20 protein-coding genes, 2 pseudogenes and 1 riboswitch are annotated in these 15,079 nt (G+C 38.5%); of the genes and pseudogenes, 10 read left to right on the top strand and 12 right to left on the bottom strand.

Annotated features, from left to right (window positions below):
* Window positions 1-95 precede the first annotated feature (95 nt).
* From NDM98_RS24335 to NDM98_RS20180, 4 genes are all read left to right on the top strand, one after another.
* Window positions 96-1,106: an MFS transporter gene (locus NDM98_RS24335; protein ID WP_373370432.1), complete on the top strand. Its 1,011-nt coding sequence runs from the start codon at window positions 96-98 to the stop codon at window positions 1,104-1,106.
* On the top strand, window positions 997-1,554 hold the full coding sequence (locus tag NDM98_RS24330; RefSeq protein WP_373370433.1) for an MFS transporter: 558 nt from the start codon (window positions 997-999) through the stop codon (window positions 1,552-1,554). Before NDM98_RS24335 ends, NDM98_RS24330 begins: the two co-directional genes overlap by 110 nt.
* Window positions 1,555-1,614: 60 nt before the next feature.
* A riboswitch (M-box (ykoK) riboswitch) is annotated at window positions 1,615-1,778 on the top strand.
* Between the two features lie 127 nt (window positions 1,779-1,905).
* Window positions 1,906-2,394: a CBS domain-containing protein gene (locus tag NDM98_RS20185; protein ID WP_251611338.1), complete on the top strand. Its 489-nt coding sequence runs from the start codon at window positions 1,906-1,908 to the stop codon at window positions 2,392-2,394.
* 8 nt (window positions 2,395-2,402) lie between these two features.
* Window positions 2,403-2,891, top strand: a complete 489-nt coding sequence (locus tag NDM98_RS20180) for a magnesium transporter (protein WP_251611337.1) — start codon at window positions 2,403-2,405, stop codon at window positions 2,889-2,891.
* 15 nt (window positions 2,892-2,906) lie between these two features.
* Here NDM98_RS20180 and NDM98_RS20175 read toward each other — a convergent pair whose 3' ends face one another.
* The 8 genes and pseudogenes from NDM98_RS20175 to NDM98_RS20145 all read right to left on the bottom strand — a co-directional run bounded on the left by NDM98_RS20175 (window position 2,907) and on the right by NDM98_RS20145 (window position 7,002).
* Window positions 2,907-3,239: a cupin domain-containing protein gene (locus NDM98_RS20175; RefSeq protein ID WP_251611336.1), complete on the bottom strand. Its 333-nt coding sequence runs from the start codon at window positions 3,237-3,239 to the stop codon at window positions 2,907-2,909.
* A gap of 90 nt (window positions 3,240-3,329) precedes the next feature.
* Window positions 3,330-3,971 carry an NAD(P)-dependent oxidoreductase gene (locus NDM98_RS20170; protein WP_251611335.1) on the bottom strand — a complete coding sequence of 214 codons (642 nt, stop codon included), beginning with the start codon at window positions 3,969-3,971 and terminating at the stop codon, window positions 3,330-3,332.
* A 65-nt stretch (window positions 3,972-4,036) separates the two neighbouring features.
* Window positions 4,037-4,465, bottom strand: coding sequence for an Rrf2 family transcriptional regulator (locus tag NDM98_RS20165; protein ID WP_251611334.1), 429 nt, complete (start codon window positions 4,463-4,465; stop codon window positions 4,037-4,039).
* 107 nt (window positions 4,466-4,572) lie between these two features.
* Window positions 4,573-5,394, bottom strand: a complete 822-nt coding sequence (locus NDM98_RS20160; RefSeq protein ID WP_251611333.1) for an STAS domain-containing protein — start codon at window positions 5,392-5,394, stop codon at window positions 4,573-4,575.
* A 188-nt stretch (window positions 5,395-5,582) separates the two neighbouring features.
* Window positions 5,583-6,239, bottom strand: coding sequence for a molybdate ABC transporter permease subunit (modB, locus tag NDM98_RS20155; RefSeq protein WP_251611332.1), 657 nt, complete (start codon window positions 6,237-6,239; stop codon window positions 5,583-5,585).
* A 2-nt stretch (window positions 6,240-6,241) separates the two neighbouring features.
* The gene (gene modA, locus NDM98_RS20150) at window positions 6,242-6,625 is read right to left on the bottom strand and encodes a molybdate ABC transporter substrate-binding protein (RefSeq protein WP_251611331.1); all 384 of its coding nucleotides are present in this window, start codon (window positions 6,623-6,625) and stop codon (window positions 6,242-6,244) included.
* Between the two features lie 16 nt (window positions 6,626-6,641).
* A pseudogene (locus NDM98_RS24765) lies at window positions 6,642-6,746 on the bottom strand (hypothetical protein); the annotation flags it as partial.
* A gap of 28 nt (window positions 6,747-6,774) precedes the next feature.
* Complete coding sequence (locus tag NDM98_RS20145; RefSeq protein WP_251611330.1) at window positions 6,775-7,002, bottom strand: molybdate ABC transporter substrate-binding protein; 228 nt, start codon at window positions 7,000-7,002, stop codon at window positions 6,775-6,777.
* Window positions 7,003-7,153: 151 nt separating this feature from the next.
* Here NDM98_RS20145 and NDM98_RS20140 point away from each other — a divergent pair.
* Window positions 7,154-8,070, top strand: a pseudogene (locus NDM98_RS20140) (helix-turn-helix transcriptional regulator).
* Window positions 8,071-8,166: 96 nt separating this feature from the next.
* Here NDM98_RS20140 and ccsB read toward each other — a convergent pair.
* On the bottom strand, window positions 8,167-9,339 hold the full coding sequence (gene ccsB, locus NDM98_RS20135) for a c-type cytochrome biogenesis protein CcsB (protein WP_251611329.1): 1,173 nt from the start codon (window positions 9,337-9,339) through the stop codon (window positions 8,167-8,169).
* Window positions 9,340-9,566: 227 nt separating this feature from the next.
* Between ccsB and NDM98_RS20130 the strand changes: the two genes are divergently transcribed.
* From NDM98_RS20130 to NDM98_RS20120, 3 genes are read left to right on the top strand one after another with little or no spacing between them, the layout of a single operon-like run.
* A complete protein-coding gene (locus NDM98_RS20130) occupies window positions 9,567-10,010 on the top strand; it encodes a MarR family winged helix-turn-helix transcriptional regulator (protein ID WP_251611328.1) in 444 nt (147 codons plus the stop codon).
* A 5-nt stretch (window positions 10,011-10,015) separates the two neighbouring features.
* Complete coding sequence (locus tag NDM98_RS20125) at window positions 10,016-10,651, top strand: nitroreductase family protein (RefSeq protein ID WP_251611327.1); 636 nt, start codon at window positions 10,016-10,018, stop codon at window positions 10,649-10,651.
* Between the two features lie 4 nt (window positions 10,652-10,655).
* Window positions 10,656-10,952, top strand: coding sequence for a putative quinol monooxygenase (locus NDM98_RS20120; RefSeq protein WP_251611326.1), 297 nt, complete (start codon window positions 10,656-10,658; stop codon window positions 10,950-10,952).
* 488 nt (window positions 10,953-11,440) lie between these two features.
* Here the strand turns inward: NDM98_RS20120 and NDM98_RS20115 are convergent, their stop codons facing one another.
* Window positions 11,441-12,073 carry a pentapeptide repeat-containing protein gene (locus NDM98_RS20115; protein ID WP_251611402.1) on the bottom strand — a complete coding sequence of 211 codons (633 nt, stop codon included), beginning with the start codon at window positions 12,071-12,073 and terminating at the stop codon, window positions 11,441-11,443.
* 152 nt (window positions 12,074-12,225) lie between these two features.
* On the opposite strand from NDM98_RS20115, the gene NDM98_RS20110 reads away from it, so the two are divergent.
* Together NDM98_RS20110 and chrA are read left to right on the top strand one after the other, a co-directional pair.
* Window positions 12,226-12,534 carry a PadR family transcriptional regulator gene (locus NDM98_RS20110; protein WP_251611325.1) on the top strand — a complete coding sequence of 103 codons (309 nt, stop codon included), beginning with the start codon at window positions 12,226-12,228 and terminating at the stop codon, window positions 12,532-12,534.
* A gap of 13 nt (window positions 12,535-12,547) precedes the next feature.
* Window positions 12,548-13,723 (top strand): chromate efflux transporter, encoded by a 1,176-nt coding sequence (chrA, locus tag NDM98_RS20105; RefSeq protein WP_251611324.1) that lies wholly within the window; start codon window positions 12,548-12,550, stop codon window positions 13,721-13,723.
* 54 nt (window positions 13,724-13,777) lie between these two features.
* On the opposite strand, the gene NDM98_RS20100 is transcribed toward chrA, so the two are convergent.
* Window positions 13,778-14,446 carry a cupin domain-containing protein gene (locus tag NDM98_RS20100; protein ID WP_251611323.1) on the bottom strand — a complete coding sequence of 223 codons (669 nt, stop codon included), beginning with the start codon at window positions 14,444-14,446 and terminating at the stop codon, window positions 13,778-13,780.
* Window positions 14,447-14,517: 71 nt separating this feature from the next.
* The gene (locus NDM98_RS20095) at window positions 14,518-14,994 is read right to left on the bottom strand and encodes a GNAT family N-acetyltransferase (protein ID WP_251611322.1); all 477 of its coding nucleotides are present in this window, start codon (window positions 14,992-14,994) and stop codon (window positions 14,518-14,520) included.
* Window positions 14,995-15,079 lie beyond the last annotated feature (85 nt).

The following is a 15,079-nucleotide window of genomic DNA, read 5'->3' as shown; positions in this document are numbered from 1 at the left end:
ACAAAATACGAAACGATTGCGTTTCATTATTAGTGGTGGTACGATACTTTAGGAAACGATACCGTTTCGTAAATGTAATGTAGGGAGGAATGTATGTGGACGTTGGACATACAGAACAAATAAATGTAAAAAAAGAAATACCAAAGATCAAAGTGGTACCGCTACTTGCTGTATTACTGTCTGGTGCATTTGTGGCTATTTTAAATGAAACGATTCTAAATGTAGCTTTAAATGCAATTATGAGTGAGTTTAATGTTGCGTACAGTACCGTTCAATGGTTAGTAACGGGCTACATGCTTATTATTGGGACATTAATCCCAATCTCTGCTTATTTTATGCAACGATTTACGACTCGTCAGTTATTTATTACGGCGATGTCTTTATTTACTCTAGGTACACTAGTAGCAGGAATCAGCCCTATTTTCTCCGTATTATTGATTGGTCGATTAATACAGGCGATTGCAACGGCCATTATGATTCCACTTTTGACAAACGTTATCTTATCAGTTATTCCAATTGAGCGTCGCGGTGCGGCCATGGGAATGGTTGGCCTTGTGATCATGTTTGCTCCTGCAATTGGCCCAACTGTATCGGGGTTAATTGTTGAAAATCTATCATGGCGCTTGTTGTTCTACTTTGTCATTCCAATCTCCATCTTTTCATTATTATTTGGAATCAAAATCTTAAAAAATGTTACGGAAGTTTCTAGACCTAAACTTGACGTGCTTTCTTTTATTCTATCAACACTTGGATTTGGAGGTATTGTCTATGGATTCAGCGCAGCTTGGAAGGGCGATGCCAGCTTTGCAGATCCCGTTGTTTTCTCTTGTTTAATTGTTGGATTTGTTTCGCTCGCATTATTTAGCTTGGAGACAACTGACGTTAGAAAAACCGATGCTCGATATACGCGTATTCAAGTACCCTATGTTTTTAGTTGGTTTACTTCTCATTATGCTTGTCATGATGACGATGTTTGCCATGATGCTTGTATTACCGATGTATATGCAAGGAGCTCTAGCATTTACTGCGATTGCCACTGGTTTGGTTATGCTACCTGGAGGATTAATAAACGGAGCCATGTCTCCAATTATGGGACGGCTTTTTGATAAATTTGGGCCACGTCCAATCCTTATTCCAGGAACCATTCTTCTTGCAATAACTGTATTCACATACCGTTTCTCAACACCAGGTGTACCAATCTGGGTCATCATTTTGCAACATTCATTTCTAATGATTTCTATTGCAATGATTATGATGCCATCCCAAACAAACGGGTTAAATCAATTACCTACTAAGCTCTATCCACACGGGACGGCGATTGCAAGTACATTGATGCAGGTATCAGGTGCAATCGGTGCTGCCTTATTTATTGCAATATTGGAGAATGGACAACAAAATTATTTAGCTGATATTAATAACCCAACAGACCTTGATATAGCTGACGCATTGACGGTTGGATCTCAGCTAAGCTTTTCTACTGGTTTTTACTTTGCCTGTGCTGCTGTTGTTTTAGCACTTTTGGTTCGTCGAAGCAAACAAGAAAAGCTCAAGTAAATGAATCAGCTTAACCATTGACAATATGACTATATTTCCCTACCATAAAAGGGTAACAGAATATAGGATCGTTAGGTGAGGCTCCTGTGTTGGAGATACGCTGCTGCCCGGAAACATCGAAAGACGCCAACGGGTCAACAAGAACCATCGAGCTAAGGTGGTTTTTAACGTAGCTGGTATTCCCTATGCCACACAGTGCTAAAGCTCTACGAATGAGGTCTATAAACGTTTAAATGATAGTCTATCTATGTAGGTACATGATTTTTCTATACGTTTTTTCTGGAGGTGTCTTCATTCGTTGAAGATGCCTCTTTTCTGTTTCCTTAGATCTGTAAAAAGGAGGAAAACCAGATGAATGAATTAAATAAGGATCAAACAGCAGGCTCTTTGATGACAGATGAATATCTCTCCATCCCATCCTCATTCACAGTAGGAGACGTAATTAGTTTGTTAAAAAAGAAAAGACCTGATGCTGAAACGATTTACTATTTGTATGTGACAGATGACCAGCAAAAGCTCGCAGGTGTATTGTCGTTAAGGCAGCTCATTATTTCAGATGCTCATATTGTCGTTACAGAAATGATGAGTCCCTCAATCCATTTCGTTCGGAGTGGCGAGGATCAAGAAATTGTTGCAGAACTCATTAAGAGGCATGATTTATTAGCCTTACCTGTCATCAATGATCAAGCTCAGTTAATCGGAATTATTACAGTTGATGATGTCATAGATGTTATGGAAGAGGAAACAACGGAAGATATTGGAGAACTAGCAGCTGTGAGGGGAGCGACGGACCTAACACTTTCCCCATTTATGGCTGCAAAAAAAGAGCACCATGGTTAATACTTTTAATGCTTTTAGGTTTGTTAACGGGTGGAGTCATTCAACATTTTGAACAAACATTAGAATCTGTTGTCATTCTTGCAACCTTTATTCCAATGATTATGGGGTCAGCAGGTAATATTGGCACACAGTCCTTAGCTGTAGTGGTTAGAGGACTAACACTTGGATCAATTGATAGGGGAAGTGTCTTTCATTTATTAAAAAAACAACTCGGTACTGGCATACTTACAGGTCTACTTTGCGGTCTCGTGATTGCGCTAATTATTACAGTTTCACCTTTTTTACAGGGGAATTGGTTGCTCGGCGTTATTGTAGGCATATCTATATGTTTGTCCTTGTCTATTACTTGTCTAGTCGGAGCTGCCACGCCATTAATCATTAACAAGTGTAAGCTAGACCCCGCAATAGCATCAGGTCCCTTTGTAACTGCGATTGGCGACATCGTAAGTTTGTTTATTTATTTTCACATTGCAACGTCCCTATTAGCATATTTGTAGAAAGATAACTATTTCTTATCCATTTATATCATTTTCTTTTTTCTCAAAACAAAGATTGACTGTTCGTTGATTAGATCTCGTTCGATGCATAACACCTGCTGGAACCGTGAACATATCCCCTACTTTAAGAGACACTGTTTCGTTTTCTTCAAGATCGATAAATAATTCACCCTCTAAAACATAGAACATTTCATCACAATCATCATGCTTATGCCAATGAAACTCGCCATTCATTACCGCAATTCTTAAAACGTGATCATTCATCTCGCTTACTATAAAGTTTGTGTATGTTTCTTGATTTTCAACTAATTTTAGAAGATATAATTTCTCTAACTGTCCTATAGCCATATCATACCCTCCTAGACTTTCTTTTACCTTACCATATCCCAATTAGAAACAAAAAAGAAGCCTCACAAAATCAAGGCTTCTTTTTCATTCTTATGATTCTTCTCCGACTACAGCAAAACGACCTTTAAGCACAGATGCATTCTCAACTTCATCAGCCATCGCAACGGCATAATCTGCATAACTAATGTAGCTGTTACCAGCTTTATTAAAGAAGAATTCCTCTGCGCCTTTTGTATAAGTACCTGTACGAGAACCATCCGCACGAAAATCAGCTGCCGGACTCACAAATGTCCAATCGAATGCTGAAACTTCTCTCAGATCAGCTAAGTTAGTCCCTTGACCTGCTGCAATTGGTTTATAAGCATCTGGAAATTCAGGTGTGTCAATTAATTGTGTGGTGTGCTCTTTGTCAACATACAAACTACCAGCCCCACCCACAACTAACAAACGTGTGCTTTTCACTTCACTAAAAAGATCAATGAGATGACGTCCGAATGTTACATGCTTATCAGATTGATCAGGTGGGAACCCTAACGCATTTACAACTGCTTCAAATGGTTTTATATCAGTAGCATCTAGTTCAAATGCATCCTTTTCAAGTACATGTACACCTGTTATATTAAGTTTTTTTGCATTACGAATAATTGCCGTTACCTCGTGACCACGTTCTTTTAATTCCTCTACAATAAGATTTCCTGCTTTACCTGTTGCTCCAATTACTGCTACTTTCATTCTATATCACTCCTATTTTAGTTGTAACTACCTTGGTTACACAAGGGGTAAAAAAAGAAAAAATCTCATTTGATTTTTTCCGGAAAACTCGTCAATACATCCTGCAACGTCATTTCGGCTAATACATTCTCCATGGCTGATTGAGCTTTAGTGAGCAGCAAATCAAGAATCCCTTGAATATTTGCCCCAACGTGACAATCTGGATTTGGATTTTCATGGATATGAAATAATCCATCATCAGGAACAGATTGTACGGCTTGATAAAAATCAAGCAAACGAATATCCTCAGGTGCTTTCTTTAAGGTTGCTCCCCAAGCGCCACTTTTCACATCTACTATATCAGCTTTTTTAAGTTGTGAGAGAATACGTCGAATCACAACTGGATTGGTATTCACACTACCTGCAATCCAATCTGAAGTAATCCTAGAAGAGTTGTTGAATGCTAGTAGTGTACCAATATGAACGGCAACAGAAAATCTTGAACTAATTTTCATATCAATCACCTCTTGTTGTAACCATTATAGTTACAACTAAATAAATTGTCAACACATCCTTCAGCCATATAAAAAAACACAGTGGAGAAACACTGTGTTCACTCTTTTTATTTCGCAACAATTGCCTTATCTTCAATCGCTTTACGTAAGCTTGAATAGACCTTACCTTCAACCTTAATGCCTAAGTTCACCATCGTTTGAGCCACTTCTGGTCGGACACCACTAAGAACACAATCGATTCCAATAAGGCGTAGCGAATCCATGACTTTGAAAATTTGACCAGCAACCATTGTGTCCACCACGCTGACACCTGATAGATCTAAAATAAGTCGATCTAGTCCCATTTCTGCACCTTGATCAAGCGCATTTAACATAAGATATCGAGCTCGATTTGTATCGATTTCTCCTATAATTGGAATCACACCAGTATCCTTTGTTAACTGCACTACTGGGACCGATAACTCATCAATGGCATACTTTGCTGTCTCAATTGTTCGATGAAATTCTTCCATATAAGAACGACTAACAATTTGAATCGCATGATCTACCACAGTATCAAATTCAGAGATAATTGAATAAAACTCTGTTAGTGTTAGCTCTTGACGAATTGCTTCGTCTCTAACAATTTCACCTATACTGTTACGATAATAAGAGATCTCGTTTAACCCAACATCTAATGGAAACTGTAAATTTACCAATAATCCTGAAACTTCTGTGCCCCACTCTTCAATATCACTCTCAGATATCTTGGGACCAGTTGTCATTGAATTTGCGTACACTTCAATTAATTTCTTTCTCCATGGAGATAACTGCATCGTTAGGGTATTGTCACTAACAATAGAGTGAGCAGGAGGCATATTAATCAAATCTTCTTTTCTCGTTAAGATTGCATCTTTAATCGATTGAAAATTTTCTCTGGATCCCTGCATTTTTTAAAAACCCCTAAAACATACTTTGGTTAATGAACCACTGCCCTTAACTGTAACATTAATTAGTGATTGGCAATGGATAAACCCACCTATTATAAGTGGGACGATCTTATAAAGGTTTGTTTACCCTAATAGCAGAGGACCAAACGTCACGTAGCTCCGTTAGTACGCTTTAAATGAGTGATCATCTATTTTTTGAGTCTTTGTACAACTGAAAGTAGACCAAATGCGAAGATCACAATCGAGATTACCCAATAATACGCCATCGCTGTATTTCCTGACTCGACTGCTATATAGATGCTTGTTGGGATTGTTCTGGTTAGACCTGCGATACTACCAGCAAACATCATGGTTGCCCCAAATTCTCCAAGTGCACGAGCAAACCCTAACATATAACCAGATACTAAGGATCGCCAAGTTAAAGGCACTGTAACATGATAAAAGACCTTCCACTCGCTTGCTCCCATCTGCCTTGCTGCTGCTTCAAGATCATCATCTACTGATTCAAAGCCATTCATTAGCATTTGATAGATTAATGGGAAGGCAACAACTGTTGCTGCAATCACTGCTGCTATGTAAGAGAACACAATGGTCTGATTAAATAACAGCTCAAACCATTGACCTACAAAACTCCTTCTCCCAAAGATGACAAGCAAACCAAAACCAATAACCGTTGGAGGCAGCACCAAAGGCAGCATGAGAATTGTTTCGACAAACACTTTTCCTTTGAAGCTCTTTTTCTTTAAAAACCACGCTGCTAACACAGCAAGGATAAAGGATAAAATACTGGCTAAAGCAACCACTCTTAGTGACACGAGAATTGGCGTCCAAAATTCTGTCCCCATCCCTATTTACCTTGATCAAACCCATATGATTCGAAAATTCCTACAGGCTCTTCCGTTTGCAAATATTGATAAAATTGATTTGCTGCCATGTTATCAGATGCCGCTTCTAGTAATGCAATTGGGTAGTGAATGGGATCATGAGACCCCTCAGGCGCAGAGTCAATAATCTCAATTTCATTAGAAGAAAGGGCATCTGTTTGATAAACAAGTCCTACATCTGTGTTGCCCGTTTCTACATAAGTAAGAACCTGACGAACATCAGAACCGTAGACGACATTGTCCTTTACTTCGTCCCACATCTCTAAAGATTCTAATGCTTGTAATGAATACCTTCCTGCTTGGCACACTTTCAGGCTGCCCCATCGCAATCCCTTGAATCTCTTCATTGACTAAATCACTCCACTCACGAAGTGTATCTGCCGCTTCCGGTGTTGAAATGAAAACGAGTTGATTCATTAAGAGGTTAACCGATTTATTGACATCTCCTTCTTCTTCTAGATCATTCATATCAGCGATCGAAGCTGAAAGAAAAAGATCAGCTTGGTGCTCCTTGTGTAATCTGCTCTCGTAATTTTCCTGAAGACCCATAATTAATAACCAACTTCACATTCTCTTCTTTTTCATAGAGTTCTTGAATCTCTCCTAACGCATCCGTGAGACTTGCCGCAGCCATTACATGGATTTCTTCAGTTGAAGAACTAGCAGATCCACAGCCAGTTAATACGATTGATATTACAAAACTCAGTCCAACCCATTTTTTCATATGTACCACATCCGTCTTAGTTTCCCAATTTTCTATTTATTATATGTTATAAGTAGTTATAAGTACATATATTTAGTTATAATTAGGATGTGTACTTCTCTTCCTTTATAAGTTTGATAGAATAGAAATAAGAGAAAGTGAGGTCATACAGATGAATGAAGGATCTTACACAACAGACGAAATCGCCAAATTACTCAAAGTCTCCAAGCTGACAGTTTACGACCTTATAAAAAAAGGCACACTTCCCGCCTATCGAGTTGGTAAACAAATGCGGATAGACGCTCGGGACCTGAACACATATAAGAATCAAAATAAAATGATTTCCTCTTCACCATCAACCGTTCCTGAAAGTTCTGCTAGCTCCAAAAGCTCAATCGTCATTAGTGGCCAGGATATGAGTCTAGATCTGTTAGGCACACATCTTGAGCGAAGCACAGATGTACAAGCACTCCGCTCTTATCAAGGAAGCCTAAATAGTTTAATATCCATGTACCAAGGCAAGGGCGATATTGTCAGTGTCCACCTATTTGATGGAGAGACGGGCGCGTATAATCTACCTTTTGTAAATCGTATTTTAACAGGTAGATCTTATCTAGTAGTGAATCTTCTCGTCAGGAAAAGCTTGGTTTCTATGTACAGACAAACAATCCAATGCAACTTACAAAATGGAGTGACCTCCAAAAAAAGGATTTAATTCTCGCGAACCGCGAAAAGGGTTCTGGGGCGCGTGTGCTATTGGATGAACAATTAAAGATTCATGGGATTAACCCCGGTACGCTTCTCGGATATCAACATGAAGAAACCAGTCATCTAAATGTAGCAAGCACTGTTAAACAGGGAAAAGCTGATGTTGGAGTAGGCATTGAGAAGGCAGCAAAAATTGTTGATACGGATTTTATTCCATTAATAGAAGAGCAATATGATTTAGTTCTTTTAAAAACAAAAACAAATCAAGCTTTTATTGACCAAACTCTTACCATCCTCAACTCACCTGAGTTCAAGCAAGAGATCAAAGCATTGGGCGGCTATAACACAGCACAATGCGGAAAAATATTATATGAGCAATAGATCGAGACTAAAAAAGGGCTAATTCATTGCTCTATTCAAAAAAATCCGTACCACTATGTATAGCGGTACGGATTCCACGTTTAACTCTTCAACTAGTTATGCATATGAATGTAATCCTGCAATCACTAAGTTTACGAATACCTGGTTAAAGATAATCGTCGCAAATCCAATAATAGAAACCCACGCTGCTTTCTGAGGTGTCCACTTATCATTTAAACGGAGATGCAGGTAAACTGCGTAGACCAAAAATGTAATCAACGCCCAGACTTCCTTTGGATCCCATCCCCAAAATCGTGTCCAAGCCATTTGTGCCCAAATCATCGCAAACACAAGCCCACCTAATGCAAACAACGGAAAGCCAATTACAATGGTTCTGTGAGAGATTTCATCCATTAATGAAGCATCGAGTTTGTTTGTTATTGGCTTCAGAAGTGTAATGACTTTCCGTCTTGTTATAAGTCGCATCAAGATATACAGGATTGTCCCAATAATAAATGACCATAATAGAGTATTAACCTTATGAGAATCTATGTAGACAGGAAGTTCAACTAGCCCGGTTTGACTTCCATCATTTATGACCTCAGATTGATTTGGAACCGTAATTGGATACATTGTATATTCATAGATTTCTGTCACATCATCCTTGTTTTGGAACTGAAAAGCATGCTCTTCTCCTACCATACCAAAGAAAGTTGTTGAGATAATAAACCCACAAACAACAACCAAAGCATACATCACAAGCTCTAAGAAAAAGTTGGATTTGTTCTTTTTATCTGGCACACTTGTTTTCAATAAATAAAGAACACTTGTTACAAAGGCTATCGAAAGGACAGCACTAGCAAAGGCAACAGTCATCACATGAATCGTCAACCAGTTTGATTGAAGTGCGGGAATTAATGGTGAGACTTCGCTAGAGAAGGCACTAGCATACCCTAAGATAATTAATGACAAGGGTATCGTAAAGAGCCCAATTATCGTTTGGCGATACATAAAGAAAATAAGCAAGAAACCAGCAATAAGCATGATTCCAAAAAACGTCATAAACTCATATAAATTACTGACGGGAGCATGACCAGCTACAGACCACCTTGCCCCAAAATAAATCAACTGAAGAATAAAGCCTATAAGAGTTAGTGATATTCCAGCATATGAATATACTCTCTTCTTAGACTTTATAGACAAACCCAAAGGAATAATAGCTACTAAATAAATAAAAAACGATATAAATAGAACGCTTTCACTTAACTGAAGCAAAGACTCTGTAGACATAAATAAAGGTTCCCTTCCAAACAATTGAAATTAGTATGTTCTACTAGAATAGTAGCACAGCTTACCAAAGGAAACCACTCACGAATTGAGCATAATAGGGATTAGAAAAAGGCGATTGATCGTGACTTCTCACTTCTAGATGCAGAAGTATTGACAGATCGATAGAAAAGGAATAATATTTGATACGTCAATGATTGACCCATCAAACAATTTGGAGGTGTATAAGTTTGACTGCTCAAGATTCGAATAAAGCACGAGTTCTGCTTCGTTTACATGAGATAAACAAGCGCCTTACACCTAAGTTTGAACAGTGTACAGGTATAAGCCAGTCCCGTCTTGAAGTCATCCATGCGATTTATAACGTTGAAGAATTAAGTCAAAAGGAACTACAGCAAAAAGTAAATATTGACCATGCAGCTGTGACACGCCATCTAAAACAGTTAGAAGAAAAGGGTATGGTCACAAGACGTAAATCCACTGAGGATAATCGGGTCACTTTCGTTAAAATGACCGAAGCAGGTCGAACACGAGTACAAGCCTATTGTGAAGAAAGAAGATACTTTACTGAACAATTATTTAAAGGTTTAACAGAAGAAGAATACCTTCAGTTAGATCAAACGCTACAGCACGTTCAAAATAATATAGAAAATATCCAAAAAAGGGAGATATAAAAATCATGCAACCAACTAAGATGAACGATTTTAATGAAATTATGACAGGCCGTCGCTCCATTCGCACGTATGATCAAAATGTCACGATTACTCGCGATGAAATGAAGGAAATCCTAACTAAAGCAGCAACAGCTCCTTCATCCGTTAACCTGCAACCTTGGCGTTTCCTTGTTGTTGATACACCTGAAGGAAAAGAAACACTATTACCTCTTGCAAAATTCAACAAAACACAAGTAGAAACGTCATCAGCCGTCATTGCTGTATTTGCTGACATGCAGAGCCCAGATTATTTGGAAGAGATTCTAACTCAAGCAGTTGATAAAGGATTTATGCCTGCAGAAGTAAAAGAAAGACAGCTACAAACTGTATCTGGTTTACTCGCTGGAATGGATCACGAAAAGTTAAAAGAAATGAACGTAATAGATGCAAGCCTTATCTCAATGCAGCTAATGCTTGTTGCCCGTGCTTATGGCTATGACACGAATCCAATGGGTGGGTATGAAAAAGATCAAATTGCAGAAGCTTTTGGTATGGATAAGGAGCGCTATTATCCGGTTATGCTGCTTTCCATAGGTAAAGCAGTGGACGAAGGATATTCTTCTGTTCGTCTTGATACTGACTCAATCGTAGAATGGAGATAACAAAATGATTATTACACACGTACGTTTTCAAATTAAACCAGAGCAAGAACAAGCATTTATCCAAGAAGCAACGGCTCTAATTACTGAGACACGTAAAGAAACGGGTAATATCTCGTACGAACTAGTGAAAAACATCGAAGAAGAGTACACGTACACAATGATGGAAACATGGGAAAATGAAGAAGCGACAAAGCTTCACAACTCAAGCACTCACTTCACAGCTTTTGTACAAAAAGCTCCTGAGTTTTTAGCAGGTCCAATTCAAGCCAAAGGTTATGTTGGTGAGGAAGTTTCGCTTTAAGACATCAAACTAATATCGAAAAGGAGAAACGGGCACTTTAAGTAGCCCGTTTCTCCTTTTTTTACTTTGATGTAGGATTGCGTCTTGTTGAACCAGGCTAAGCTCTTGCTTTCTCAGCCTTGCTCTTGGTGAATCTCTCTTTGCTCTTGCTCTCTTGCCCTTGCTCTTGGTGAACCTCATTCCGCTCTTGCTTTCTTGCCCTTGCTCTTGGTAAACCTCTCTTTCCTCTTGCTCTCTTGCCCTTGCTCTTGGTGAAGCTCATTTTGCTCTTGCTTTCTTACCCTTGCTCTTGGTAAACCTCACTTTGCTCTTGCTCTCTTGCCCTTGCTCTTGGTGAATCTCTCTTTCCTCTTGCTCTCTTGCCCTTGCTCTTGGTGAATCTCTCTTTCCTCTTGCTCTCTTGCCCTTGCTCTTGGTGAATCTCATTTTGCTCTTGCTTTCTTACCCTTGCTCTTGGTAAACCTCAATTTGCTCTTGCTTTCTCATCCTTACCTAACATCTAGTCCCATCATTCTAGCAAAGGCAATGGCCTGCCACTCTGACACAATACATCCCTTAAGATCCTCTAGCGAAACAACAAGTGATTCAAACTGAGCTGTACTTATATCTATTCCTTTTAATTTTGTAGTATCAAAGCTCACTCCGTCAATATCACTTAATGAATAATCGATTTTCTTCAACTTACAATGAAAGAAATCAGCATTCTTTAAGTTCGACTCTTTAAAAAGAACTTTCTCCATCTTTGAATCTCCAAAATTGCATAAGGTTAATAGAGACTGATCGTATAAGACATCACCAAATCGTCCGTCTGAAAAATCCACACCCATCAGCTTACAATTTTTAAATGTTACGCGGTGAATACTTGCCTCACTTAAATTAGCATTCGAAAAATCACAATTCTCGAAATGTACGTCTGTTATATCGATTTGCTTAAATTGCGTATGTTGGAAAGAGGAATTTGAAATCTTCATATTTGATAGATGGACTCTATCAACAGCTTCATACTCAAATACAGATCCGTGAATGTCTAATTGACTCAAATGCGGATCCTCTTCGTTAAAAATTTGTTGAAAATTACCTGGTTCTAAGCTTTGTGGTATTTTTGGTTTTACGATATTCATGACTAGCACCTACTTTTTCTCCTAAATATACGATCCTATCTTTTATTGTACCATTCCCTTGTCAAGCCCCCCCTTACACTGAGTTGACTTTAAGCACTCCCTGATATAGACTTTCGATATCGACTTTAGCTATTAAATAAGGGGACTATAACATGGAAGGAAAAATTATTCGGAAATTATTTTTAGGATTCATCCAAATTCATATTTTACATCATGCCAAAGAACATCCCGTTTATGGTGTTTGGATGGTAGATGAGCTAAAAGAACATGGGTACGAAATTAGCAGCGGTACGTTATACCCGATTCTTCACAGCATGGAAGCAGATGGATTATTAATGAGAGAAGACCGGAACGTGGAAGGCAAGATTCGAAAGTATTATTCAATTACAGATCAAGGCGAACAAATTTTACGTGAAGCCCGAAATAAAGCATATGAACTATTTAAGGAAATTAAAGATTAATAAGGAGGCTTGCATGAATTATTTCAAAAGACTTCTTGAAATTTTAGTACTCTCAACAAAACTTGGACTCACTTCATTTGGTGGTCCCATTGCTCATCTCGGGTATTTTCGAGATGAGTACGTCATAAGAAGAAAGTGGCTGACCGATAAAGCGTATGCTGATTTAGTAGCACTCTGTCAGTTCTTGCCTGGTCCTGCAAGTAGTCAGGTTGGAATTGGAATCGGAATAACAAGGGCTGGAGCAATCGGGGGACTTGTTTCTTTTATCGGATTCACCTTACCCTCTGTGATCTCCTTAATTCTTTTTGTTTATGTAGCTGAGCAATTTAATCTAATGAATTCGGGTTTTATTCAAGGCCTTAAGATCACAGCCGTAGCCGTAGTGGCTCATGCTATTTTAGGAATGTCAGCTAACTTGGCTCCAGATTTAAAACGAAAAACAATCGTTCTTTTTTCCTTACTTGTTACACTACTCGTTCCTTATTTACTTACTCAAATAAGTGTCATACTATTTGCGGGACTGATTGGATGGGTTTTATTTAAAGGCTCTCAAAGTGACCAAACAGATAACATGCAGATCCCTCTGTCAAAAAAATTCGGCACGATTTGCTTAACACTATTTTTTGCACTCCTGGTTGGCCTCCCATTATTAAGTACTCTCAATTCTGCTACCTGGATTAGTATGTTTGATAGCTTCTACCGTGCAGGGTCGTTAGTTTTTGGTGGAGGACATGTAGTACTTCCACTGCTTGAACGTGAATTTGTTCCAAGCGGATTAATAAGCGAGGAATCGTTTCTTGCAGGATATGGTGTCGCACAGGCAGTACCTGGTCCATTATTTACGTTTGCTGCTTATATTGGTGCTGATATTGCAGGTTGGACTGGGGGCTTACTCGCAACTGTCGCCATCTTTTTACCAGCAATTTTACTGATATTTGGCACCTTGCCATTTTGGTCTGCACTACGTCAAAACCAGCATATCAAAGCCGCATTATTTGGTGTGAATGCAGCAGTGGTGGGCATTTTAATCTCTGCTTTTTACCAGCCAATTTGGATGAGTGCCATTATAACTCCAATTGATTTTTCGTTAGCTGCACTATTATTTTTTATGCTTGTCTATTGGAAGCTTCCCCCTTGGACCATCGTTGTAGCAGGTGCGATTGGTGGCCAGCTTATCGCGTCCATATAAAAAAGACCATCAGCTAGCCTTTATAAAAGGTGTTGATGGTCTTTTTTTCGTTTATTAGTATCTGTAATTAGGTTGTTGATATGGATTTTGAGGATATGGTGCATATCCAGGGTAATAAGGGGTTACAGGATATTGCCTCGAATATTGATTGAACATAGGTTGTTGCGTCCGTTGCAGCTCAGCAGGGTTTGCACAATCATTTGATGGACCAATAATCGTTGAAGATTGTATTGGTGAAAGAGCTTCTGTAATCTGATCCTCATCTAAGCAATATGTGTGTGCTAGCACATCTTTAGGAGTAAGTCGTAAAAGGTCTGAACCTAGAATCACCTGAGGATAAGGCGCATCAAAAATCGCTAATAAATGAGTATTATCCTCTTTAGCAATCTCATAATGCCACCAACCTTGAGGAACATTTGCAACCTGCCCTGGTTCAATGGTGAATTCATTTAACTCTTTTGTGAACGGATTGATGAGTGACACCAATGCACTGCCTGTAATACAATACACAAGCTCTGATGCATTCTGATGGTAATGTGGCTCCACCACTTTTTCAACACTTAAGAAGATATCAAGCAGTGAGACATTCCCAAGAGAATTTAAATTATTTCTGCCTAAAGCATTTATTAGATTATTCTCATCAAGTGTGAAGAAGTTATTCTTGCTTAGATCTGAAAAATACTCGACATCTGGTGAACTAAAATCAATATCTAAAATGGCCATCCTTCCACTCCTTTTACTACATCTATGTGTTAGCCTATGCAGTAAAGGAAAAATGGTTCAATAGCCAGCTCCTAATATTTTTCTAATTCTAACACCCACTTTTCTTCATTTAACATTTTGTTTGACTTTGTTTCTGTCCATACCTCAACCCGTTTGAATCCATTCTTCTCATAGATGCGTCTAGCACCTTTTAATTCTTGATTTGTGACTAACACAATTGATTTATAGCTCAAACCTTCACAAAATTGAATAGCTGTTTCCATTAATTTTTGACCGTATCCATGCCCTCTCACACTAGGATTCACTAAAAATAACCCTAGCTGTGCGATCTCATTGTCCACTTTATGAATTGAAATGGACCCTTTTCTTTCTCCATCGTGTTCAACAATCCAAATATTCTCTTCATGACTATCTCTGCTAACAAAACCAGCAACACGTTCATTAATGAATTCTTTAAACGATAAATCATAATGAAATTCTTGATGATACAGTTCGTAATGAGACTCCTCTATATACTGACTATCCTCTACTGTGTATGTACGTAACATTTAATCACTGCCTTCACTCTCTTTTTACATAATTAATTCGTTTTCAGCGAACTGTATAGATAACTTGATGAAAAGTTGGTGGGGT

Origin of the sequence: Alkalicoccobacillus plakortidis (assembly GCF_023703085.1) — a bacterium.
In the GTDB taxonomy this organism is placed as follows: domain Bacteria; phylum Bacillota; class Bacilli; order Bacillales; family Bacillaceae_D; genus Alkalicoccobacillus; species Alkalicoccobacillus plakortidis.
This window is presented reverse-complemented; position numbering and strand designations above follow the sequence as displayed.

Excerpts from the sequence above, each read along its gene's own strand:
- NDM98_RS24330 (WP_373370433.1), top strand. The coding sequence starts at position 997 with ATGTATATGCAAGGAGCTCTAGCATTTACTGCGATTGCCACTGGTTTG.
- NDM98_RS20185 (WP_251611338.1), top strand. The coding sequence starts at position 1,906 with ATGAATGAATTAAATAAGGATCAAACAGCAGGCTCTTTGATGACAGAT.
- NDM98_RS20180 (WP_251611337.1), top strand. The coding sequence starts at position 2,403 with ATGCTTTTAGGTTTGTTAACGGGTGGAGTCATTCAACATTTTGAACAA.
- NDM98_RS20175 (WP_251611336.1), bottom strand. The coding sequence starts at position 3,239 with ATGGCTATAGGACAGTTAGAGAAATTATATCTTCTAAAATTAGTTGAA.
- NDM98_RS20170 (WP_251611335.1), bottom strand. The coding sequence starts at position 3,971 with ATGAAAGTAGCAGTAATTGGAGCAACAGGTAAAGCAGGAAATCTTATT.
- NDM98_RS20165 (WP_251611334.1), bottom strand. The coding sequence starts at position 4,465 with ATGAAAATTAGTTCAAGATTTTCTGTTGCCGTTCATATTGGTACACTA.
- NDM98_RS20160 (WP_251611333.1), bottom strand. The coding sequence starts at position 5,394 with ATGCAGGGATCCAGAGAAAATTTTCAATCGATTAAAGATGCAATCTTA.
- modB (WP_251611332.1), bottom strand. The coding sequence starts at position 6,239 with ATGGGGACAGAATTTTGGACGCCAATTCTCGTGTCACTAAGAGTGGTT.
- modA (WP_251611331.1), bottom strand. The coding sequence starts at position 6,625 with ATGAAGAGATTCAAGGGATTGCGATGGGGCAGCCTGAAAGTGTGCCAA.
- NDM98_RS20145 (WP_251611330.1), bottom strand. The coding sequence starts at position 7,002 with ATGAAAAAATGGGTTGGACTGAGTTTTGTAATATCAATCGTATTAACT.
- ccsB (WP_251611329.1), bottom strand. The coding sequence starts at position 9,339 with ATGTCTACAGAGTCTTTGCTTCAGTTAAGTGAAAGCGTTCTATTTATA.
- NDM98_RS20125 (WP_251611327.1), top strand. The coding sequence starts at position 10,016 with ATGCAACCAACTAAGATGAACGATTTTAATGAAATTATGACAGGCCGT.
- NDM98_RS20120 (WP_251611326.1), top strand. The coding sequence starts at position 10,656 with ATGATTATTACACACGTACGTTTTCAAATTAAACCAGAGCAAGAACAA.
- NDM98_RS20115 (WP_251611402.1), bottom strand. The coding sequence starts at position 12,073 with ATGAATATCGTAAAACCAAAAATACCACAAAGCTTAGAACCAGGTAAT.
- NDM98_RS20110 (WP_251611325.1), top strand. The coding sequence starts at position 12,226 with ATGGAAGGAAAAATTATTCGGAAATTATTTTTAGGATTCATCCAAATT.
- chrA (WP_251611324.1), top strand. The coding sequence starts at position 12,548 with ATGAATTATTTCAAAAGACTTCTTGAAATTTTAGTACTCTCAACAAAA.
- NDM98_RS20100 (WP_251611323.1), bottom strand. The coding sequence starts at position 14,446 with ATGGCCATTTTAGATATTGATTTTAGTTCACCAGATGTCGAGTATTTT.
- NDM98_RS20095 (WP_251611322.1), bottom strand. The coding sequence starts at position 14,994 with ATGTTACGTACATACACAGTAGAGGATAGTCAGTATATAGAGGAGTCT.